We start from the raw sequence: 22,889 nt of genomic DNA on the forward strand, positions 1-22,889 counted from the left end.
AGGAACTGACGAACGCCATGAACCGATTCGCGAACTCCGCCGAGGCCCCCGAATTCGACGCGCCCCAGATCCAGCGCCGCACCCGGCGCAGGCGCACCATCGGCGTCGCCGCCGTCGCCGCCGCCCTGATCGCCGCGGGCGGGGGCACGGCCCTGGCCACCTCGGTCGCCAGCGGTGGCAATTCGACCCCGGCGGCTGCCTCCACGGCCACCAGCAACGACGCCACCACCGTGCTGTACCTCCACCCCCAGGGCCTGACCATCCCGATCGACTTCGCGGGCTGGAGCCTGGACGGGGCCAAGTCGTACATGGAGAAGATGCAGACCAAGCTCGGCACCGTCACCAAGAAGTCCGCCAAGGGCTGCAAGCCGGGCTCGGTGATCGGTGTGTCCCCGCATGCCCCGAAGACCGTCGGGGTGGGCGACACGGTCAACTTCACCATCTGCGCCGGCTGACCCGGTCCTGAGTCGACACGACGCCCGCCCCTGCGTCAATCAGGGGCGGGCGTCTCCGTCGCATCATCGCACCGGACCGGACCGGACCCCCGAACCGTCATCCGCCGGCGAGGACCGAGTGGGGGCAGGATGTGACGAGCCCGGGCATGACCATTCAGCGCCCATGTACTAGAGTTATCTCGACATCGAGATATCTGCCGAGGCGTACCGCAGTCGCACGCTTCCGCCGAGCCTGGCAGTAAGGCATGCCTAACTTAGCCTTACCTTAGCGGATCGGCCAAGCGGCGTGGCGGCAGGATGCGGTGGTAAGCGCACAAAAATGAAGGAGACTGTCGTGTCGGCGAACAGCTTCGACGCCCGCAGCACGCTGAGCGTGGGCGACGAGTCGTACGAGATCTTCCGGCTGGACAAGGTGGAGGGCTCGGCTCGCCTGCCCTACAGCCTCAAGGTCCTGCTGGAGAACCTGCTCCGCACCGAGGACGGCGCGAACATCACCGCCGACCACATCCGTGCCCTCGGCGGCTGGGACTCCCAGGCCCAGCCCAGCCAGGAGATCCAGTTCACGCCGGCCCGCGTGATCATGCAGGACTTCACCGGTGTGCCCTGTGTCGTGGACCTCGCCACCATGCGTGAGGCCGTCAAGGAGCTCGGCGGCGACCCGGCGAGGGTCAACCCGCTCTCCCCGGCCGAGCTGGTCATCGACCACTCCGTCATCGCGGACAAGTTCGGCACCCACGACGCGTTCGCGCAGAACGTCGAGCTGGAGTACGGCCGCAACCGCGAGCGCTACCAGTTCCTGCGCTGGGGCCAGACCGCGTTCGACGACTTCAAGGTCGTCCCGCCGGGCACCGGCATCGTCCACCAGGTGAACATCGAGCACCTGGCGCGCACGGTCATGGTCCGGGGTGGCCAGGCGTACCCCGACACCCTCGTCGGCACCGACTCGCACACCACCATGGTCAACGGCCTCGGTGTGCTGGGCTGGGGCGTCGGCGGCATCGAGGCCGAGGCCGCGATGCTCGGCCAGCCGGTCTCGATGCTCATCCCGCGCGTCGTCGGCTTCAAGCTCACCGGCGAGCTGCCCGCCGGCACCACCGCCACCGACCTCGTGCTGACCATCACCGAGATGCTCCGCAAGCACGGCGTCGTCGGCAAGTTCGTCGAGTTCTACGGTGAGGGCGTCGCCGCCACCTCCCTCGCGAACCGCGCCACCATCGGCAACATGTCGCCGGAGTTCGGCTCCACCGCCGCGATCTTCCCGATCGACGACGAGACCCTGAAGTACCTGCGGCTGACCGGCCGTGACGCGCAGCAGGTCGCGCTCGTCGAGGCGTACGCCAAGGAGCAGGGCCTCTGGCTGGACCCGAAGGCCGAGCCGGACTTCTCCGAGAAGCTGGAGCTCGACCTCTCCACGGTCGTCCCCTCCATCGCAGGACCGAAGCGCCCGCAGGACCGCATCGTCCTCGCGAACGCCGCCGAGCAGTTCAAGACGGACGTCCTCAACTACGTCGACGCCGTGGACGAGGCGGGCAAGGAGTCCTTCCCGGCCTCCGACTCGCCGGCCGTCGCCCCGAACGGCGCCCCGTCCAACCCGGTCACCGTGACCGCCCCCGACGGCTCGACGTACGAGATCGACCACGGCGCGGTGACGGTCGCGGCCATCACCTCCTGCACCAACACCTCGAACCCGTACGTCATGGTCGCCGCCGCGCTCGTCGCGAAGAAGGCCGTGGAGAAGGGCCTGACCCGCAAGCCGTGGGTCAAGACCACCCTCGCCCCGGGCTCCAAGGTCGTCACCGACTACTTCGACAAGGCGGGGCTCACCCCCTACCTCGACAAGGTCGGCTTCAACCTGGTCGGTTACGGCTGCACCACCTGCATCGGCAACTCCGGCCCGCTGCAGGAGGAGGTCTCCAAGGCCGTCAACGACCATGACCTCGCGGTGACTTCGGTCCTCTCCGGCAACCGCAACTTCGAGGGCCGGATCAACCCGGACGTCAAGATGAACTACCTGGCGTCCCCGCCGCTGGTCGTCGCGTACGCCCTCGCGGGTTCCATGAAGGTGGACATCACCAAGGACGCCCTGGGCATCGACCAGGACGGCAACCCGGTCTACCTCAAGGACATCTGGCCCTCCGAGGCCGAGGTCAACGACGTCGTGGCGAACGCCATCGGCGAGGACATGTTCAACAAGTCCTACCAGGACGTCTTCGCGGGCGACGCCCAGTGGCAGGCGCTGCCGATCCCGACCGGCAACACCTTCGAGTGGGACGCGGAGTCGACGTACGTCCGCAAGCCCCCGTACTTCGAGGGCATGACGATGGAGACCACCCCGGTCTCCGACATCACCGGCGCCCGGGTCCTCGCCAAGCTCGGCGACTCGGTGACCACGGACCACATCTCGCCCGCCGGTGCCATCAAGGCCGACACCCCGGCCGGCAAGTACCTCACCGAGCACGGTGTGGAGCGTCGCGACTTCAACTCCTACGGCTCCCGCCGAGGCAACCACGAGGTCATGATCCGCGGCACGTTCGCCAACATCCGCCTGCGCAACCAGATCGCGCCGGGCACCGAGGGCGGCTACACCCGCGACTTCACGCAGCCCGACGCGCCGGTGTCGTTCATCTACGACGCCTCGCGCAACTACATCGAGCAGGGCACCCCGCTGGCCATCCTGGCCGGCAAGGAGTACGGCTCCGGCTCGTCCCGCGACTGGGCCGCCAAGGGCACCGCGCTCCTCGGCGTCAAGGCCGTCATCGCCGAGTCCTACGAGCGCATCCACCGCTCGAACCTCATCGGCATGGGCGTCCTCCCGCTCCAGTTCCCGGAGGGCGCCACCGCCGAGTCCCTCGGCCTGACCGGCGAGGAGACCTTCTCCTTCACCGGTGTCGAGGAGCTCAACAACGGCACCACGCCGCGCACGGTCAAGGTCTCCACCGACACGGGCGTCGAGTTCGACGCGGTCGTCCGCATCGACACCCCCGGTGAGGCCGACTACTACCGCAACGGCGGCATCATGCAGTACGTGCTGCGCAGCCTGATCGCCAAGTAGCCGATCCGGTACGGCAGTCGGGCCGCACTCCCCGCCAAGAAAAGGGGGGTGCGGCCCTTCGCGTGTGCGCGTACCGCTACACCCAGCCCCGCTGCGCCGCCCGCATCCCCAGCTGGAACCGGCTTGCCGCCCCCAGCCGGTCCTGCGGCTCGCTCACCCGGCGCCGCAGGGTCCTGAGACTCACCCCCAGATGGCGGGCCACCGCCTCGCCCTTCATGCCGGCCGCCAGCAGCCGGGTCAACGTCCATTCGTGGCCGAGTGGTGTCGCCTGCCAGGCCAGGCCAGGCCAGGTCGAAGAGCTTTCTGCAGCGCCTGGGTCACCGCCGAGTGCCGGACGATCCCGTGTCACCGTCCTCGAAGGTGCCGAAGCTCAGCGCCGAGCTCGCGAACACGCCCTGCCCGGCCGCCCGTGCGACATCGACCCGGCCATCGCTCTGCTCGTACACGGAGTTGACGTCGTTCGTCTTCGCCGTGCCGGCCAGGGACTGCTTGATCTGCTCGCCCGTCCAGTCCGGATGGGCCTGCGCGACCAGCGCCGCCGCGCCCGCGACATGCGGGGTCGCCATCGAAGTACCGTTCGCCGACGTGTGGTTGGCGTCGACCGGTGTACCCATGGTGGTGCCCGCCGCACGGGCCGCCACGATGCCCACGCCCGGCGCGGTGATCTCCGGCTTGACCGCGGAACGCCTCCGCCGGCGGGCGGAAGCCGCTGATCAGCCTGAGCGCCGAGTCACAGCCCGCTCAAACGGAACCGGTGGCCGATGCGTGCCAACGCCCCCTTTGGCCACGGTGGTCGCTCTTCCCACGGTGGTCAGGGGAGCCCCGGTCGTGTCTGGCGAACGGCCGTTTCGCACGGCTGCGGCCCAGTCGGAACACAGGGTTCCCTCAGACAACCGGGGCAGAATCCGGACATGACCGCCACCACCGGAGCACCCACCAGCCGGAGCCGCGTCCGCATCGTCGACGACGCACCCGCGCTCACCGAAGTGCTGTCCGTGGCGGTCACGGAGGCGGGCCACGTCCGGAGCAGCTCCTTCGGCGGCGGCGGCAACTCGTCGAGGTCCACATCTCCGGTCTGCGCCGGAAGGCCGACAGGGGACGGGCACCGATGATCCACACCGCCCGGGGTCTCGGGTACACCATCAGGGCCGCGGAGGACGGCAGATGAGCGGCCGAGCGAGCGCGAGGATGCGCACCCGGTCCATCCGCGCCCGCCTGCTCGTCTTCGTCAGCGCCACCCTGGTCGTCGTCTGCGCGGCGATGGGCCTGGTCACCACGCTCTTCCAACACGCCTATCTGATGGGCACCATGGACGACCGCGTCCTGGCCACCGCCGAACGGGCCCTGTCCGGGGCCTCGTTGCACCCGGAGATCGAGGACGACCTGACCTTCCTGAGGCAGACCGGACAGCCCGCCGGGATGCTCTCCGCACGGCTGGACGAGAAGGGCGCCATCGTCGCCGCGGCCGTCGTCGCCCAGGACGCCCCTCCCCGGGGTCTCAGCACCGAGCAGCGCACCGCCCTGGCCGACATCCGGGCCGACGGCGCGATGCACACCCGGACCGTGCCCGGTCTGGGCACCTATCGGGTCACCGTCCTTGCGAGCGGGGGCGTCCGGGTCCTCGCCGGCCTGCCCATGGACGACGTCCAGGACGTGATCAGCGGACTCGTGATGATCGAGACAGGCGTTGCCGTGGCCGGGCTGGCCGCCGCCGGCTGCGTCTGCGCGGTGGTCATCCGGCGACAGCTGCGACCCCTGGGCCGGGTCGCCGCCACCGCCGCCGAGGTCTCCCGTGCCCCGCTCGGCCACGGCGAGGTCGCCGGCCTGACCCGGGTGCCCGCACGCGACACCGACCCCGACAGCGAGGCGGGCCAGGTCGGCGCGGCGCTCAACCATCTGCTCGACCACGTGGAGTCCGCCCTCGCCGAGCGGCGGCGCAGCGAGGAACACGTACGGCACAGCGAGGAGCGCATGCGGCGGTTCCTGGCCGACGCCAGCCACGAACTCCGTACGCCGCTGGCCTCGATCGCCGGATACGCCGAGCTGATGAACCTCGGCGCCGACCGGATCGAGCCGGTGCTGGCCTGGCGGCGGGTCTCGGCGGAGTCGGCCCGCATGACAGGCCTGGTGGAGGACCTGCTGCTGCTCGCCCGCCTCGACGAGGGCCGTCCCCTGCACTCCGGCGAGGTGGACCTGGCGGCACTGGTCGCGGAGGCTGTGTGGAACGCGCGAGCGGCAGGCGGCGGCCACGAATGGCAGCTCGAACTGAGCCCCGACACCCCGGTGTCGGTGACCGGCGACGCGACCCGTCTGCACCAGGCGGTGGCGGGCCTGCTGTCCAACGCGCGCATGCACACACCGGTCGGCACAACGGTGGTGGCATCGGTGGAGTCAGCCGGAACGCACCACGTGATCCGAGTCCGCGACAACGGCCCCGGCATCCCGCCGACCCTCCTCCCGACGGTCTTCGAACGCTTCACGCGAGCGGACACGTCCCGCTCGCGGGCCGACGCCAAGTCCGGTGGATCCGGGCTGGGTCTGGCCATCGCGTCGGCGATCACGGGCGCGCACGGGGGCCGCATCGGGGTGGAAAGCGCCCCGGGCCGAACGGAGTTCACGATCGAACTCCCGGCGGCGACGGAGACCGGGGTGGAGAAACGAGCGGTTTCAGGCAGGCCCACCCAGGGGCGCGGGGAACTGCGCGATCAGCCCCCACGCACCCGCACCCGCCCGCCTGCCCCAGTCACCCGGATCCCTTGGCGCACAGGTCGCTAGTCTGTTCCCTTGAGCGTCCCCGAGCATCCCCAAGTACCCCGGTGACGCATGGGACATGAAAGGTCGACCAGCAATGCCGCTGAGCCCCGAGGAGTCCATCGGCGCAATAGGCGGCTACACCCTGATCGACCGGCTCGGCGCCGGAGGCATGGGCGTCGTCTATCTCGCCCGCTCGGACTCCGGCCGGCGCGTCGCCGTGAAGGTCGTCCACACCCAGTACGCCCAGGACGAGGAGTTCCGCACCCGGTTCCGCCAGGAGGTGGCCGCGGCCCGCCGAGTGAGCGGAGCGTTCACCGCGCCGGTCGTCGACGCCGACCCGGACGCCGAACTCCCCTGGATGGCGACGCTGTACGTCCCGGGCCGCACCCTGGACGACCTGGTCGCCGCACACGGCCCCCTCGGTGCCCCCGAACTCCGCACGCTGGCTCTGGGGTTGGTCGAGGCACTGAGGGACATCCACCAGGCGGGCGTCGTACACCGGGACCTGAAGCCGAGCAACGTCCTGATGGCCGAGGACGGTCCCCGCGTCATCGACTTCGGCATCTCCCGCGCCGCCGACAACCAGGCCCTCACGGTGACCGGCCGGCTGATCGGTACCCCGCCCTTCATGTCCCCGGAGCAGTTCGCCTCGCCCAAGGACGTCACCGCCGCCTCGGACGTGTTCTCGCTGGGCTCGCTCCTGGTGTACGCCGCCACCGGCAACCGTGCCTTCGACGGCGACAGCCCGTACATGACGGGCTATCAGGTGGTGCACGGCCCCCCTTCCCTGGACGGCGTACCCCAGCCGCTGCTGGGCGTCATCGAGCGCTGCCTCCAGAAGGACCCGGCGGACCGGCCCCAACTCGCCCATTTGCAGCGCCTGTTCAGGTCCCTGCCGACTGCGGATGTGCCAGCTGCCCTCCCCGGCGGCCGCAGGTCGTCATCGCGAGGCTCCGCCGACACGACGGCCGCGGCCGCCACGGCACCCCGTGGAGGTCGGCGCCGCGGTCTCCGTCTCGCCGTCCTGGGTGTCGTCCTCGCCGTCGGCGCGGCAGCCGCGACGCTGGTCCACCTGGCGACGGGTGCGGACACGGGCACCGGCTCGACCGCCGCCGACTCCACCGCCTCTGTCGCCCCGAAGCTCCCCACCGGCTGGCGCTCCTGGCAGACGAAACTCACCCGAGCCGTCAAGGGTGACCCGCTGAGCGTCGACGTGGACAGCGTGGACGCCGGTTGTGTGTCCGACGGATCCGCCCTGTACTGCGCGGGCACCGGCTTCACCGTCGCCCGGCTCGACCCCGCGTCGGGCCGGATCGCCTGGCGGTACGGCACCAACTCCCAGGCCGCCGAACGACCGCTCGGCGTGCGGGACGGACTCGTGTACACCTACGAGCAGCCGGACGAGGTGAACGCCGACCAGCGGGTGACCGCCATCGACGCCGCCGGCGGGAAGAAGGTCTGGGCCCGGGACGTCGACGCCAGTCACCCCGTGGCCCTGTTCGACGGCGGCGTCCTGACGGCGTCGGACACCACGAAGGAGTTCATCGCCCTCGACCCCGCCACCGGCAAGGACCTGTGGCGAGTACCGGCCAAGTCGTCGTCCGGCACCCTGTGCGGTCCGCTGGTCCTGGGCGACGCCCCGTACGGCCTGTGTGCCGACGCCGATGACCCCACCGAGGGACCGGTGGGCTTCCTGCGCCTCGACCCGGCCGACGGGACGGCCCACGAACTCCGTACGCTGCCCCAGAGCGCGACACCGCTCGGCGCCGTGGACGGGCACCCGCTGTTCGTGCTGCCGAAGAACACCTCGGGGTACGTGAGCGGCGACGGCCGCGACGAGTCGTACACCGCCCTGCTGCAGGTGGACCTGGACACCGGCAGGACCGTCAGGGTCCCGCTGGAGGGCACCCCGCGCGGCACTCCGGCCACGATCGACGGAACCGTCTGCTTCACCCGCCCCGACGGAACGGTCACTGCGCTCAGGGCATCCGACGGCATCCGCCTGTGGCAACAGGACACCCAGATCGAGAACCTCTCGATCCCGGTCCGCTCCTCGTCGTACAACGCCCTCTACTTCAGCAGCCGTTACGGTCGCCTCCTCGCTCTCGACCACAGCACCGGAGCCGTCCGCTGGACCACACCCAAGCTGGACGACGTGGGCGCGTCGGCGGAGAACACCAACCCGGGCGTGGTGCTGGTGAGGGACGCGATCGTGGCCGTGGCGGGGGACACGGCGTTCTCGGTGAGTCCGGTTCGCGGGGCGGGGGCTGAGGGGTGACCTGGCCGTCGGCGGAGGCGGGGCGCCTCCGTGTCACGCGCCGTGATCGTACGTACGAAGGCAGCGGCACCCCAAACGGGGACGCCAACGCGCGCCATTGACCCCGGCGCCGCCCGTTTACAACTGCCCCACATCCCGCTACCTTCCGCAGGAGTGGGGTGGGAGCGCTCCCACTCGGACGGACCGGAACCCGCCCGCGTGTGGGCTCCCGCCCCACGGCAACCCCACACCCGCACGGCCCGTACCTCAAGGAACGGACTGGACTGTCATGATCCTGACAAAGTTACCGAGGGTGTCACGCACCAGAGCCCTCCTCCTGGTCCTCGTCTCCCTGCTCGCCACCATCCCCGCCATCGGCCTCGTCGTCACGGCCGGCGGCAGGGCCGAGGCCCACGGCACCCCCATGAAACCCGCCAGCCGCACCTTCCTGTGCTGGCAGGACGGGCTGACCAGCACCGGTGAGATCAAGCCGGTCAACCCGGCCTGCAAGAACGCGCAGGCGGTCAGCGGCACCACGCCCTTCTACAACTGGTTCTCCGTACTCCGCTCGGACGGCGCCGGCCGCACCCGCGGCTTCGTCCCGGACGGCCAGCTGTGCAGCGGCGGCAACGCCAACTTCACCGGCTTCAACGCGGCCCGCAACGACTGGCCGCTCACCCATCTCACCTCGGGCAAGACGGTCGACTTCTCCTACAACGCCTGGGCTGCGCACCCGGGTTGGTTCTACGTCTACGTCACCAAGGACGGCTTCGACCCGACCAAGACCCTCACCTGGGACGACATGGAGGCCCAGCCGTTCCTGAGTGTCGACCACCCGCCGCTCAACGGCAGTCCGGGCACGGTCGAGGCCAACTACTCCTGGACCGGCCAGCTTCCGGCCAACAAGTCCGGCCGCCACATCATCTACATGGTCTGGCAGCGCTCGGACAGCGCGGAGACCTTCTACTCCTGCTCCGACGTCGTCTTCGACGGCGGCAACGGCGAGGTCACCGGCATCCACGACCCGGGCAACCCCACCGACCCGGTCCCCGGAACCTGCACCGCCACCCGTAAGACCACGGGCAGTTGGAACGGCGGCTACCAGTCCGAGGTCACCGTCACCAACTCCGGCAACGTCCCGATGCTGGGCTGGATGGCCAACTGGACCCTGCCAGCCGGACAGAAGGTCGACAGTCTCTGGAACGGCAACGCCACCTACACGGGCCAGGACGTGATGGTCCACAACGCCGACTGGAACGGCTCGCTCAGTCCGGGGCAGAGTGCGACGTTCGGCTACGTCGTCACGGGCTCCGGTGGTGACACGGCCACGACCCTTCCCTGCCGCGTCGGCTGATTCACCGTCAGCAAACGCAGGAACCTGTGCTCTGGGCGGACCCGGTGGGGCTTGTGCGCCACCGGGTCCGCGAGCCGTGTCGGCGGATACGGGGGGTGGCCGACCCGGAGGGAACAGGGCTTGCGACGACTCTGGTGTGCGACAACGTTGTCGAGTGGTCTGAGCCCGACTCTACTCCCACAACAGACAACGATGTCAAATCAGTTGGGGGAAGCGGTGGTCCCGTCCGGGTGAGGGTCCCGCGTGCCCGTCGGGTCGCACGCCCTCTTCCGTGATACGCGTGGCGCACGTTACTGTCCCCGCGGCTTGTGCGACCTGTGGTGCGCGACCCGTCCGAAGGAGGAGGGGCCGCATCATGCGTTTCCGTCCCATGTCCCTGCTGCTGGCGGCCGCCCTCGCGGCCGGTGGCGGTACCACTCCCGCCCTCGCGGCGACCACCGCACCGCCCGGTCTCGTCGGCGACCCGACCGCCTACGTCGACCCGCTCATCGGCACGAAGAACGGCGGCAACGTCTTCCCGGGCGCCGTCACCCCCTTCGGCATGTTCTCGTTCAGCCCGGAGAACACCCGCGGCGACGCCACTCGCACCGCCGCTCCCGGCGGCTACCTGTACGACGCCACCCGCATCCGCGGCTTCAGCCTCACGCACATGTCCGGCACGGGCTGCGCGGGCGGCAGCGGTGACATCCCGCTCCTCCCGTTCGCCGGCGAGGTCACCTCGTCTCCGGCGAGCGACACCAAGGACGCGGTCTATGCGGCCGACTTCAGCCACGCCGACGAGACGGCGGAACCCGGGCACTACAGGGTGGGCCTCGCCTCCGGCGTCACGGCCGACCTCGCGGCCACGGCCCGCACCGGCTCGGCCCGCTTCACCTACCCCGCCGACAAGCCCGCCTCCCTGCTGTTCCGTACCGCCAACTCCGAGGTGGGCTCGACCGGTTCGACGGTCGAGATCGACCCGGCGAACCGGACGGTCTCCGGGTCCGTCACCTCCGGAAACTTCTGCGGCTATCTCGACCCCGAAGGCCAACGCGCCTACTACACCCTCCACTTCACCGCCCACTTCGACCGCCCCTTCGCAGCCACCGGCACCTGGCAGGACGACAGGCTCACCCCCGGCTCACTGGAGGCGTCCGGCGGTACGGGCGGGTTCACGCGGGGCGGGCGGCCGGTCGAGGGCAAGGGGGCGGGCGGATACGTCCGGTTCGCGCCCGGCACCGAACAGGTCGGCGTCAAGATCGGGATCTCGTACGTCAGTCGAGCGGGCGCCGAGGCGAACCTGGCCGCGGAGAACCCGCCCGAGCGCTCCTTCGACGAGGTGCGGGACGCGGCACGCCGTGCCTGGCGCGACCGGCTGCGGACCATCCGGGTCGGCGGCGGCACCGACGACGAGCGCACCACCTTCTACACCGCGCTCTACCACTCCCTCCTCCACCCCAACGTGATCAGCGACGCCGACGGCGGATACCGGGGCAGCGACGACCAGGTGCACCGCGTCGCCCCCGGCCACCGCGCCCAGTACGGCACCTTCTCCGGCTGGGACGTCTACCGCGGCCAGGTGCAACTGCTCACCCTCCTCGATCCGCGCACCGGCTCGGACATCGCGCAGTCCCTGTACGAACTGGCCCGGCAGAACGGCGGCGTCTGGGACCGCTGGCTGCACGGCGCGAGCGGCACCCACGTCATGAACGGCGACCCCTCACCCATCGCCCTGGCCGGCATTCACGCCTTCGGTGGCACGGACTTCGACCTGCGCGGCGCACTGGACTCGCTCGTCCGGGCCGCCACGGTTCCGACGGAGAAGGACCTGTCGTCCGCCGGGAGGCCGGTGCTGTCCGTCGGCCAGCGTCCCTCCCTCGACCAGTACCTGAAGCTGCACTACATGCCCTCCGTCTCCAACGCCTGGGGCGGCGCCGCCGAGACCCTGGAGATGTCCGGCGCCGACTTCGCACTGTCCCAACTGGCCCGGGCGGCAGGGGAGAAGGACACGGCGGCGGCCTTCGCCACGCGATCCCAGTGGTGGCAGAACACCTTCGACATCGCCGCCGACCCGGGCGGCGGCTACATCGCCGACCGCAAGGCGGACGGCAGTTGGGCCACCGGCTTCACCCCGGCCACCGGCAACGGCTTCGTCGAGGGTACGGCGGCTCAGTACACCTGGATGGTCCAGCACGACCCGGCCGGTCTGTTCGCCGCGATGGGCGGCCGCGACAAGGCCCTCGTGCGCCTCGACACCTTCTTCCACGACGCGAAGGGCGACTGGTCCTTCACCGGCGGCGGCGGTGAGAAGTCCGAGCTGGACAACGAGCCGTCGATCAACGTCCCCTACCTGTACGACTACGCGGGCGCCCCGTACAGGACACAGGAGACCGTCCGGGCCGCCATGCGGCAGCTCTGGTCACCCCGGCCGGGCGGCATCCCCGGCAACGACGACCTCGGCGCGATGTCCGCCTGGTACGTCTTCTCCGCCCTCGGGATGTACCCCCAGGTGCCCTCCCGCCCCGAACTCGTCCTCGCCTCCCCGCTGTTCCCGCGCATCGAGATCGACCGGCCCGGCGGCCACCGCATCTCCGTCCGCGCGGAGGGAGCGGCCGCCGACGCACCGTACGTCCACGAGCTGAAGGTCAACGGCCGTACCAGTCAGCAGCCTTGGCTACCGGCATCCTTCGTCCGGGACGGCGGTCGGCTGGACTACACGCTGTCCGCCGAGCCCGCTCCGGCCTGGGGAGCGGCATCGCCGCCGCCGTCCTTCCGGGAGGGCGAGCAGCCGTACCAGGTCGGCGTCGGCCCGACCACGGCGACGATCGCGCCGGGCGGCAGCACAAAGGTCGGTATCCGCGCCCTCTCGCTGAGCGGCGACGACCCGGGCCCCGAGGTCCGCTTCCGCGTCGGGACACCCGACGGCATCACGGCAACCCCGGTCGAGGGCACGGTGGTTGAAGGATCGCGGGCGATCACCCTCAAGGCCGCCGAGGGAGCCAAACAGGGCTTCTACGACGTCACGGTCGCCGTCACCTCGGACGGCACCGCGTACGAGCAGCCCGTGTCCCTCACGGTCGCCGCGCCCGGCAGCCTCCTCGCCGCGTACGACAACACCGGGATCTCGGACGACACCGGCGACCACGCCGAGGCCGACTACGACGGCGGCGGCTGGAGTTACTCCCGGCAGGCGCTGGCGGCGGCAGGCCTCACCCCGGGCGCCCGGAGCACCGTGAACGGCCTGTCCTTCAGCTGGCCGGACTCGCCGAGCGGGCGGCCCGACAACGCCACGGCGACCGGCCGGACGATCCAACTTGACTCCCCGGTGAGCCAGTTGTCCTTCGTCGGCAGTGCCGTCAACGGCGACCAGCAGTCCCAGGCCACCGTCACCTACACCGACGGCAGTACCGGAACGGTCGAACTGGCCTTCACCGACTGGACCGTCGGCGGCGGTGGCGGCACCGTCCAGTACGACAACGAGACCGTGGCCCGCACCGCGTACCGCAACGTGGCGGGCGCGGACCGGGACCCGGTGGCGACGTACGTCTTCGCCACCAAGCCGTTCACGGCACCGGACGGGAAGCGCATCGCGAGCGTGAAGCTGCCGCAGAACACGGGCCTGCATGTGTTCACCCTGGCTGTGAGCTGACCGGAACCATCTCCAACACCTCGGCCATCCAGCCGAGTTGGCGGCGCACCTGCACCGCGTCCCCGCCCTCGTGGCCGTTGTACGGATAGGCGTGGAGTTCCTTGCGGGGCTCCACGCCGGTCAGCTCCCCGTAGCGGTTGAACGCCGCGTACGCCCCGCTCGGCGGGCACACCGTGTCGCGCAGGCCCACCCCGAAATGGGCCGGGGCGAGAGCGCGCCGGGCGAAGGAGACGCCCTCCATGTACGAGAGTGTGCGATACGCGGCCTCCTCCGCGCCCCGGTGCACGGTGAGGTACGAGGTGATCTCGCCGTAGGGGCTCGCGTCGGTGAGGTCCAGGGCGCGTCGGATGCCGCACAGGAAGGGCGCGGTGACCACGGCCGCCGCCAGGTCCGGCACCAGACCCGCGACGGCCAGCGCGAGCCCGCCGCCCTGGCTGTTGCCGACGGCCGCGACGCGTTCCTCGTCCACATCCGGCAGTGCCCGCACGGCCGCCACCGCGCGCACCGCGTCCGTGATCAGGCGGCGGTAGTGGTAGTCACGCGGATCGAGCAGACCGCGTGCCGCGGGGCCCGGTCCGCCCGGTGCCGAGGCGTGCGGGTCGGGGGTCGCGCCGCCGTTGCCGTACTGGTCGCCCTGGCCGCGGTTGTCCATCAGCAGATGCGCGTAACCGGCGTTCACCCAGGTCAGCCGCTCGTGGGGCAGGCCGCGCCCGCGGCCGTAGCCCGCGTACTCGACGACCGCGGGCAGTGGCTCGCGCACCCCGGCGGGTCTGCTGTACCAGGCGCGCACCGGATCCCCGGCGAAGCCCCGGAAGGTGACGTCCCAGGTCTCCGTCAGCCGTAGGCCGCTCTCCACCGGGCGCACCGACACCAACGGGTCGCCCTGCGCCGCCTCTTTCAGAGTGTCACGCCAGAACTCGTCGAAATCCGGGGGTTCCCGGACATCGGGGCGGTACCGCTCCAGCTCCGTCGGCGGCAGATCGAACGCAGGCACAGGACACCTCGCATGAGTCGGTCGAAGTAATGAAACTTGCGGAGGAGGCCGGGACTCGGCACCCCTGTCCTACCCCACTCACGCCTCAGGTATCTCCTGTCTGACCCATTGACAGCGCTTTCTGGGTGCCTTTAAGTTGCCGCGAAGTTACCGGTAAGAGCTCGAAAGTTTCGGTTCCGTCCCCCGCCTGAGAGGACCGAGCGTGAGCACATCCATCAAGTCGGCCTCTCCACCGTCCAGCGTCGAGGACCCACCCCCACCGGTCACCCACCCCGCACCGCGCCGCGGCCTGCGCCGGGCCCTGCGCCGCGACTGGCAGTTGTACTCGCTCGCCGTCCTGCCGCTGCTGTTCTTCCTGGTCTTCCGCTATCTCCCGATGATCGGCAACGTGATCGCCTTCCGGCGCTTCCAGCCAGGCGGTTCGATGTTCGGCGAGGACTGGGTGGGCCTGCGCTATGTGCGCATGTTCCTGAGCGACCCGACGTTCTGGCAGGTGTTCCGCAACACCCTGTGGCTCGGCGGGCTCACGCTCGTGTTCTGCTTCCCCATCCCGATCGTCCTCGCGCTCCTGCTCAACGAGGTGCGCCGGCGCTCCCTGAAGCGGTTCGTGCAGTCGGTGTCGTACCTCCCGCACTTCCTGTCGATCGTGATCGTCGCGGGTCTGACCATGCAGATGCTCGCCACCGACGGCCCGGTCAACCACGCCCTCGGCTGGCTCGGCCACGACGAGATCCGCTTCATCCAGGAGCCCGACTGGTTCCGCACCATCTACGTCGGCTCCGAGATCTGGCAGACGGCCGGCTGGGGCACGATCCTCTACCTCGCCGCGCTCACCACCATCGACGAGGACCTGTACGAAGCCGCGCGCATCGACGGCGCCAACCGCTGGCGCCAGATCTGGCACGTCACCCTGCCTGGCATCCGCCCCACCATGATCACGCTGCTGATCCTCAACGTCGGCACCTTCATGGCCGTCGGCTTCGAGAAGGTCCTGCTGCTGTACAACCCGCTGACCTATCCGAAGGCCGACGTGATCTCGACGTATGTGTACCGGGCGGGCGTCGAGTCCAACAGCTTCAGCTACGCCGCCGCCATCGGACTGTTCGAGGCGATCATCGGCCTGGTCCTGATCACGACGGCCAACACGCTCTCGCGCCGCACGGTGGGGACCAGCCTGTGGTGAAGCCGAGCCGTTCCTACCGGGTCTTCCAGGGCGTCAACGGGGTGATCCTGACCCTCGTCGTGGTCGTGACCCTGTACCCCTTCGCGAACATCGTCGCGAGGTCCTTCAGCGGGGAGCGCCAGATCAGGGCCGGTGAAGTCACCCTGTGGCCCAAGGGGTTCAACCTCACCACGTACAAGATCGTGTTCCAGGACTCGATGTTCTGGCGCAACTACGGCAACACCGTGTTCTACACGGTCGTGGCCACCGTCGTCGCCATGGTCCTGACGACCTGTTACGCCTACGTCCTGTCGAAGAAGAACCTCAAGGGGCGCGGGGTGCTCGTCGGCATCGCCGTGTTCACGATGTTCTTCACCGGCGGTCTGATCCCCAACTACGTCCTGATCACCAGTCTCGGACTGAAGAACAGCGTCTGGGCGATCGCCCTGCCCAACGCGATCAGCGTCTTCAACCTCCTGGTGATGAAGGCCTTCTTCGAGAGCCTGCCGACCGAACTGGAGGAGGCCGCGCAGATCGACGGCCTCAGCACCTACGGCATCCTGCTCAGGGTCGTGCTGCCTCTGTCCAAGGCGGTCGTCGCGACCATGGTGCTCTTCTACACCGTGTCCTTCTGGAACTCCTGGTTCAGTGCCTTCCTCTACATGGACCACTCCGACCTGATGCCGGTCACGGTCTATCTGCGCAACCTCATCGCGGGCGCCACGGGCGGCGGCAACGCCGGTGCCAGTACGGCGGAGCTCAGCCAGGTCGGCGCGAGCATCCAGGCGGTCACGATCGTGCTCACCGCGCTGCCGATCATCTGCGTGTACCCGTTCGTCCAGCGCTTCTTCGTCTCGGGCGTGATGCTCGGCGCGGTCAAGGGCTGATCCCAGCAACTCGCCTACGGAACAAAGGAGTTCCCGTGAAGAACACAGGAGAGCTGTCGCGGCGTCAGATCCTGGCCGCCGCGGGCTTCATCGGCCTCGCCACCCTCACCGGCTGCGGCAGCGGCGACGACGGAGGCGACTCCAAGGACCTGTCCAAGAAGCAGAACGGCGCGATGAAGGACTACCAGGCCGGCCAGCAGTTCAAGGCCGCCAAGGCGCTGTCCTTCTCGATGCTGCACAACGACAACCCGGTCTACCCCCTCAAGAACAGCTGGCTGTTCTGGAAGGAGCTCACCAAGCGCACCGGGATCACCATCAAGCCCCTCGACGTCCCGCTCGCCGACTACGAGAAGAAGCGCAGTGTCCTCATCGGCTCGGGCGACGCCCCCTTCATCATCCCGAAGACGTACCACCCCGGCGAGGTCGCCTTCGTGTCCTCGGGCGCGATCCTCCCGGTCAGCGAGTACGCCGACCTGATGCCCAACTTCCGGGACAAGGTGAAGAAGTGGAGCCTTGAACCCGAACTCGACTCCATCCGCCAGTCCGACGGCAAGTACTACCTGCTGCCCGGCCTGCACGAGCGGCCCAAGTCCGGCTACTCGCTGTCCTTCCGCACGGACATCCTCGACAAGCACGGACTGACCCTGCCCAAGACCTGGGACGAGGTGTACGACGTCCTCAAGGCACTCAAGACGGAGTACCCCGACAAATACCCCTGGACGGACCGCTGGAGCACCAACACCCCCTTCCCGTGCGGGGCGTTGTTCGGCTATCTCGGCCAGGCCTACGGCGTGAAGGCCGGCTGGAACTACGACAACATCAGCTTCGACACCAAGGCGCAGAAGTTCGTCTTCACCGCCACCCAGGATGCCTACCGGCAGATGGTCGAGTACCTGAGAAAGATCGTCGCCGAGAAGCTGCTCGACCCCGAGAGCTTCACCCAGCAGGACGACCAGGCCATACAGAAGCTGCTGGCCGAGAAGTCCTACGTGATCAGCGCCAACCCGCAGGAGCTGGTGCAGAACTACCGCTACAACCTGGGCAAGCAGGTCAAGGGCTCGAAGATCGAGATGATCCCGGTGCCGCTCGGCCCGGCCGGCCCGATCCTGCTGAGCGGCATCCGGCTGGAGAACGGCGTCATGATCTCCAGCAAGGCCCTCAAGAGCGACACCTTCGTCGCGATGATGCAGTTCGTGGACTGGCTCTGGTACTCCGACGAGGGCCAGAAGTTCTGCAAGTGGGGTGTGGAAGGCGTCACTTACACCGAGTCCGGCGGCAAGTACACGCTGGAGCCCGGGATCTCGCTGATGGGTTCCGACCCCGACGCCCCGAAGGACCTCCAGAAGGACTACGGGTTCTTCAACGGCGTCTTCACCTACGGCGGCAGCTGGGAGCTGGTCTCCTCCAACTTCAGCCCGGACGAGAAGAAGTTCCAGGACGTCATGTCCCAGCGCAAGCAACTCCCCGTCGACCCGGCGCACCCGCTCCAGTCCTTCGAGCAGGAACAGGCGACCCTCTGGGACACCCCGCTCAAGGACACCGCCATCCAGAACACCCTCCAGTTCGTCCTCGGCAAGCGGCCGATGTCCGAATGGGACGCGCACGTCGCCGAGTTGAAGTCGAAGAACATGCAGCAACTCGTCGACCTGCACAACAAGGCGTACGAACGGTTCAAGAAGGAGAACGGGTGATCTCCGGCGCCGGCTCCCGGCAGACCACAGCCACCGGCTCCGCCGTTTCCTTCGGCATCGGCCCCCTCTCCCGCGCCGCCGCCCTCATCCACACCCTCGTCACCGTCGAGGCCCTGCTGCTCGTCGCGGCCTCCCCGGGACTGGTGGGGCTGCTCCTGCTGGGCCCCGACCCCGCGGGCCTCCCCCTCGCCGCCGTATGTCTGCTGCCCCTCGGCCCGGCGACGGCCGCCGCCCTGTACGCCCTCCACCACCGCGACCACGACTTGGCCGACCTCCACCCCGCCCGGGCCTACTGGCGAGGCTGGCGCCTCAACGCGCTCCCTTCGCTCAGGCTGTGGACCCCCCTGCTGGCCTGGCTCACGGTGATCGCCTTCACGCTCACCCACTTCTCCGCCACCGGCCTGCCCGGCTGGTGGGCGGTGCTGCTCACGGCGATCGGTGCCGGTTCCCTCCTGTGGGGCGCGCACGCGCTCGTCCTGACCGCCCTGTTCGCCTTCCGGGCCAGGGACACCGCACGCCTCGCCGGGTACTTCCTCTTCCGGCACGGCCGCGCCACCCTCGCCGCGGCTTCGCTGCTCGTCCTGACCGTCACCGGGACCACCCTTCTGACCGAGGCCCTGCCCGCCCTCCTGGCCGCCCCGTTGCTGCTCTCCCTGCTGCACAGCAGCCGTCCGGTGATCGCCGAGACCCAGGAGGAGTTCACCGTATGAGCCCGTCGAGCTCCAAGATCCCCTACGGCGGCGACTACAACCCCGAGCAGTGGCCGCAGGAGGTCCGGGACGAGGACCACCGCCTGTTCACCAAGGCCGGCATCGACACCCTCACCGTCGGCGTCTTCTCCTGGTCCCTCACCCAACCCGCCGAGGACACCTACGACTTCACGGTCCTCGACCGCATCCTCGACCGGGCGGCGGCCGAGGGCCGACAGGTCTGTCTGGCCACCGGCACGGCCGCCCTGCCGCCCTGGATCGCGCGCAAGTACCCCGAAGTCAACCGCACCGACTTCGAGGGCCGCCGACATCGCTACGGCCAGCGCCACAACTTCTGCCCCAGCTCACCGGCGTACCGCAGACTCGCCACCGGAATCGCGGCATGGCTCGCCGAACGCTACGCGGACCACCCGGCGTTGCTCGCCTGGCACATCAACAACGAGTACGGGGGCGTCTGTTACTGCGAGCTGTGTGCCGAGGCCTTCCGGGAGTGGCTGCGCGACAAGTACGACAGCCTCGACGCCCTCAACGACGCCTGGTGGACCACCTTCTGGTCGCACCGCTTCACCGACTGGGCCGAGATCGAGCCTCCGAACGCCCTCACCGAGCACTGGCGGGGCCCCGACCACACCGCCTTCCAGGGCATCACGCTCGACTACTTCCGCTTCACCACCGACGCGCTGCTCGGCTGCTTCCTCGCCGAGAAGGAGGTGATCCGCACCCATGACCCGGTCACCCCCGTGACGACCAACTTCATGGGCATGTTTCGCCCCCTCGACTACCACCGCTGGGCGCCCCACCTCGACTTCGCGTCCTGGGACAGCTACCCGCCCCTCGACGCCCCGCCGACCTGGACCGCCCTGGCCCACGACCTGATGCGCGGCCTCAAGGACGGCGCCCCGTTCTGGCTGATGGAACAGACCCCGTCCGCGACGGCGTGCCGCGACGTCAACCCGCTGCGCAGGCCGGGGGAGTTGCGCCTGGCCACCTTCCAGGCGATCGCCCACGGCGCCGACGCGGCCCTGTACTTCCAGCTGCGTGCCTCCCGCGGCGCCTGCGAGAAGTACCACGGGGCGGTCATCGGCCACGCGGGCCGCGACGACACCCGGGTGTTCCGCGAAGTGGCGGAGGTGGGAGGGGAGTTGGAGCTCCTGGCCGACGCGTCCCTCGGTGCCCGCACCCCCGCCCGCGCCGCCCTGGTCTTCGACTGGGACAGCTGGTGGGCCCTGGAGATCTCCGACGGCCCCTCGCGGCTGGTCAGGTACCTGGAGGTGGTCCACGCCTACTACCGGGCCGCCCAGCAGGCCGGAGCCGACGTGGACGTCGTCCCGCACACCGCCGACCTCACCCCGTACGACGTCGTCCTCGCCCCCGCCCTGCACATGGTCAAGGGCGACCTCGCCACCCGCCTCGAAGCGGTGGCGGAACGCGGCGGCACAGTCCTCACGACCTTCCTGTCCGGCCGCGTCGACGAACACGACCGCGCCTTCCTCGCCGACGTCCCCGGCCCCTTCGCCCCTCTCATGGGCATCCGGATCGACGAATGGGACTCCCGGCCACCGGAGTTCACCCAGCCCGTCCCGGAGCTCGACTCGCAGGGACGGCTCGTCTTCGAGATCGTGCGGCTGCGAGGAGCCGAGCCGGTCGCCACGTACGGCTCCGACTTCTACGCGGGGACTCCCGCCGTCACCCGTAACCGGTACGGGGAGGGCGAGGGCTGGTACGTCGCCACAGCTCTGGACCAGCCCGGGGTCGACCAGGTGGTGCGCCGCGTCCTGGCCCGCCACGACCTGGTCGGCCCCTACGCCGGCCTCGAGGGACTGGAGACGGCGACCAGGGTCGCTCCTGACGGAACCCGTCTGCTGTTCCTGCTCAATCACACGGCGGAGCCGGTCGAGTTGACGGCCCAGGTCACCGGAACCGACCTGCTCACCGGGAAGCGGACCGAGGCGGGCGCCCCGCTCACCCTCGATCCGCGGGGCGTCGCCGTCCTGCGCCCTCAGTAGATGCGTCGCCCCCGCTCGTCCGGCACCCCCGACTTGCGGAAGAAGTAGCTGTTGACCTGATCGCGCCACTCGCGGGCACTGCGGAGCTGCTCCTCGAACCGTTCCGTCACCCGCGCGTGGAGCGCCGGATCAACGAGCTCAGCCATCGAGGCCCACACCTCCCGGGCGGCCTCCACCTCCTCCACGCCCTCGAAGTGCGTGTCGTAGATGTGCTGGATCACCGTCTTGCCGCTCTTCAGCATGTGCCCGTACGACACGTGGTGGAAGAACAGCAGCAGCTCGTCGGGACAGGTCTCCCGAGACTCGTACACCTCGGCCCAGGGCTTTGTGTACTGCCCCGCGTACCCGGTCCCGCTCGCCACGCTCCGGTCCACGCCGACACCGTCACGGTCGGCGAAATGATAGGTGCCCCACGGGCTGTACTCGTAGCCGTCGACACTCGGCCCGTAGTGGTGCCCCGGCTGGACCATGAAGCCCACGCCGAGGGGAGCGGTGTACTTCTCGTACGTCCGCCACGAACCGGCCAGCACCGCGCGCACCCCCGCCGCCGGACCGTCGCCGAACGTGAGCCCGATCCACTCGTCGAGGACACCGTGCGGATCCGCTGCCGGATCCCAGGCCAGCCGGCCGAAGGTGTAAAGGTTCGCCTGGGCCAGCGGATGCCCGGTCCAGAACCGGTCGTCACCGACGTTGGACACGGCGACGAGCCCACCGCGCGCGGATGCGCCCACCGGGGACTCCCCGTCGATCCCGAACCGCAGCACCTCGCTCCACATCGGCCCCAGCCAGCACACGTGCCGCTGCTGCCCGGTGTACTCCTGCGTGACCTGGAGCTCCACCGCCAGCCGGGTACGCGGCATCGCCCCGATCAAAGGTGAGACCGGCTCCCGTACCTGGAAGTCCATCGGCCCGTGCTTGACCTGGAGGACGGCGTTGTCGGCGAACTCCCCGTCCAGCGGCACGAAATGGTCGTACGCGGCCCGCGCCCGGTCCGTCGAGCGGTCCCGCCAGTCCTGGCGGTGGTCGTAGACGAAGGCCCGCCAGTGGACGGTACCGCCATGCGGCTCCAGAGCGGCGGCCAGTATGTTCGCACCGTCGGCATGCGTGCGGCCGTAGGCGATCGGCCCCGGCTGCCCCTCCGAATCGGCCTTCACCACGAACCCGCCGAAGTCGGGGATCTCCGAGTAGACCCGAGCGGTCACCCCGCCCCACCACTCCCGCACCTCCGCGTCGAGCGGATCGGCCGTCTCCAGCCCACCCAGTACGACCGGCGCGGCGAAGGTCACCGACAGATGGGTGCGAATCCCGTACGGCCTCAACGCGCCCGCGATGTCCGCCACTTCAGGCAGTCGGTCGGTCAGCAGCCGCGCCTCGGCCGCGTGCACGTTGACGTTGTTCACGGCCACGGCGTTGATCCCGCAGGCCGCCAGCAGCCTGCCGTACGCCCGGACCCGGTCGAGGTCGCCGCGCGCCCGGCCGTCCTCCCAGAACAACGACCCCCCGGCGTACCCGCGCTCCACCTGACCCATGACCGGATGCACGGCCACGTTGTCCCAGTGGTCGAGCATCCGCAGCCCCAACTCGGGCCGGTGCAGCTCCCGTCGGGCCTCGCCGAGGAAGGCGGCCTCTCCGAGCCGTACGACATGGAAGAAGCCGTACAGCAGCCCGGCCCCGCCGGAGGCCGTGACGGTCGTACAGCCGGCCCGGCGGTCGTACGTGAACGCCTCGCTCCCGTCGTCGACGGTCAGGTCCAGCACGAGTTCGGGGTCGGTCCGCACGACCGCGCCCCCGAACCGCGCACAGGCCTGGGCCACTTCTCCGCGAACCGTGTCCACCAGCGGACCCGAGCCGCGGATCAGCGTCCGCCGGGTGCCGATCGGCCGGAACGCCCGGTCCGGCAGCCAGGCCGGATCGACACCCTGCATGAGACCCCCAACGC

General features: G+C 69.8%; 14 protein-coding genes and 2 pseudogenes. 12 read left to right on the forward strand and 4 right to left on the reverse strand.

Annotated features, from left to right (window positions below):
- The first annotated feature begins 17 nt into the window (after positions 1 to 17).
- Both ACFYRX_RS09535 and acnA read left to right on the forward strand, forming a co-directional pair.
- The gene (locus ACFYRX_RS09535; RefSeq protein ID WP_389097772.1) at positions 18 to 455 is read left to right on the forward strand and encodes a PASTA domain-containing protein; all 438 of its coding nucleotides are present in this window, start codon (positions 18 to 20) and stop codon (positions 453 to 455) included.
- 334 nt (positions 456 to 789) lie between these two features.
- A complete protein-coding gene (gene acnA, locus ACFYRX_RS09540; RefSeq protein ID WP_389097773.1) occupies positions 790 to 3,507 on the forward strand; it encodes an aconitate hydratase AcnA in 2,718 nt (905 codons plus the stop codon).
- A 76-nt stretch (positions 3,508 to 3,583) separates the two neighbouring features.
- On the opposite strand, the gene ACFYRX_RS09545 is transcribed toward acnA, so the two are convergent.
- Positions 3,584 to 3,748: a hypothetical protein gene (locus ACFYRX_RS09545; protein ID WP_389097774.1), complete on the reverse strand. Its 165-nt coding sequence runs from the start codon at positions 3,746 to 3,748 to the stop codon at positions 3,584 to 3,586.
- A gap of 103 nt (positions 3,749 to 3,851) precedes the next feature.
- A pseudogene (locus tag ACFYRX_RS09550) lies at positions 3,852 to 4,187 on the reverse strand (S8 family serine peptidase); the annotation flags it as partial.
- A 336-nt stretch (positions 4,188 to 4,523) separates the two neighbouring features.
- On the opposite strand from ACFYRX_RS09550, the pseudogene ACFYRX_RS09555 reads away from it, so the two are divergent.
- From ACFYRX_RS09555 to ACFYRX_RS09575, 5 genes and pseudogenes are all read left to right on the forward strand, one after another.
- Positions 4,524 to 4,675, forward strand: a pseudogene (locus tag ACFYRX_RS09555) (helix-turn-helix domain-containing protein); the annotation flags it as partial.
- Positions 4,672 to 6,282 carry a sensor histidine kinase gene (locus ACFYRX_RS09560; RefSeq protein WP_389097775.1) on the forward strand — a complete coding sequence of 537 codons (1,611 nt, stop codon included), beginning with the start codon at positions 4,672 to 4,674 and terminating at the stop codon, positions 6,280 to 6,282. The pseudogene ACFYRX_RS09555 and the gene ACFYRX_RS09560, both read left to right, overlap by 4 nt.
- Positions 6,283 to 6,355: 73 nt before the next feature.
- On the forward strand, positions 6,356 to 8,539 hold the full coding sequence (locus tag ACFYRX_RS09565) for a PQQ-binding-like beta-propeller repeat protein (RefSeq protein ID WP_389097776.1): 2,184 nt from the start codon (positions 6,356 to 6,358) through the stop codon (positions 8,537 to 8,539).
- Between the two features lie 268 nt (positions 8,540 to 8,807).
- Positions 8,808 to 9,872 (forward strand): lytic polysaccharide monooxygenase, encoded by a 1,065-nt coding sequence (locus ACFYRX_RS09570; protein WP_389097777.1) that lies wholly within the window; start codon positions 8,808 to 8,810, stop codon positions 9,870 to 9,872.
- A gap of 355 nt (positions 9,873 to 10,227) precedes the next feature.
- Positions 10,228 to 13,500: a GH92 family glycosyl hydrolase gene (locus tag ACFYRX_RS09575; protein WP_389097778.1), complete on the forward strand. Its 3,273-nt coding sequence runs from the start codon at positions 10,228 to 10,230 to the stop codon at positions 13,498 to 13,500.
- On the opposite strand, the gene ACFYRX_RS09580 is transcribed toward ACFYRX_RS09575, so the two are convergent.
- Positions 13,481 to 14,494 carry an acetylxylan esterase gene (locus ACFYRX_RS09580; protein ID WP_389097779.1) on the reverse strand — a complete coding sequence of 338 codons (1,014 nt, stop codon included), beginning with the start codon at positions 14,492 to 14,494 and terminating at the stop codon, positions 13,481 to 13,483. The two genes, ACFYRX_RS09575 and ACFYRX_RS09580, sit on opposite strands and share 20 nt — an antisense overlap.
- A gap of 202 nt (positions 14,495 to 14,696) precedes the next feature.
- Between ACFYRX_RS09580 and ACFYRX_RS09585 the strand changes: the two genes are divergently transcribed.
- The 5 genes from ACFYRX_RS09585 to ACFYRX_RS09605 are packed head-to-tail and all read left to right on the forward strand — an operon-like array spanning position 14,697 to position 20,950.
- Positions 14,697 to 15,677 carry an ABC transporter permease gene (locus ACFYRX_RS09585; protein ID WP_389097780.1) on the forward strand — a complete coding sequence of 327 codons (981 nt, stop codon included), beginning with the start codon at positions 14,697 to 14,699 and terminating at the stop codon, positions 15,675 to 15,677.
- On the forward strand, positions 15,671 to 16,543 hold the full coding sequence (locus ACFYRX_RS09590) for a carbohydrate ABC transporter permease (RefSeq protein ID WP_389097781.1): 873 nt from the start codon (positions 15,671 to 15,673) through the stop codon (positions 16,541 to 16,543). Before ACFYRX_RS09585 ends, ACFYRX_RS09590 begins: the two co-directional genes overlap by 7 nt.
- A gap of 35 nt (positions 16,544 to 16,578) precedes the next feature.
- Positions 16,579 to 18,234 carry an extracellular solute-binding protein gene (locus tag ACFYRX_RS09595; RefSeq protein ID WP_389097782.1) on the forward strand — a complete coding sequence of 552 codons (1,656 nt, stop codon included), beginning with the start codon at positions 16,579 to 16,581 and terminating at the stop codon, positions 18,232 to 18,234.
- Positions 18,231 to 18,944, forward strand: coding sequence for a hypothetical protein (locus tag ACFYRX_RS09600; RefSeq protein ID WP_389097783.1), 714 nt, complete (start codon positions 18,231 to 18,233; stop codon positions 18,942 to 18,944). Before ACFYRX_RS09595 ends, ACFYRX_RS09600 begins: the two co-directional genes overlap by 4 nt.
- Positions 18,941 to 20,950 (forward strand): beta-galactosidase, encoded by a 2,010-nt coding sequence (locus ACFYRX_RS09605; protein ID WP_389097784.1) that lies wholly within the window; start codon positions 18,941 to 18,943, stop codon positions 20,948 to 20,950. The genes ACFYRX_RS09600 and ACFYRX_RS09605 overlap by 4 nt, the downstream gene beginning before the upstream one ends.
- Here ACFYRX_RS09605 and ACFYRX_RS09610 read toward each other — a convergent pair.
- Positions 20,944 to 22,875, reverse strand: a complete 1,932-nt coding sequence (locus ACFYRX_RS09610) for an alpha-glucuronidase (RefSeq protein WP_389097785.1) — start codon at positions 22,873 to 22,875, stop codon at positions 20,944 to 20,946. The genes ACFYRX_RS09605 and ACFYRX_RS09610 overlap by 7 nt on opposite strands.
- Positions 22,876 to 22,889: the final 14 nt, after the last annotated feature.

Source organism: Streptomyces sp. NPDC005374 (assembly GCF_042872225.1).
GTDB lineage: Bacteria > Actinomycetota > Actinomycetes > Streptomycetales > Streptomycetaceae > Streptomyces.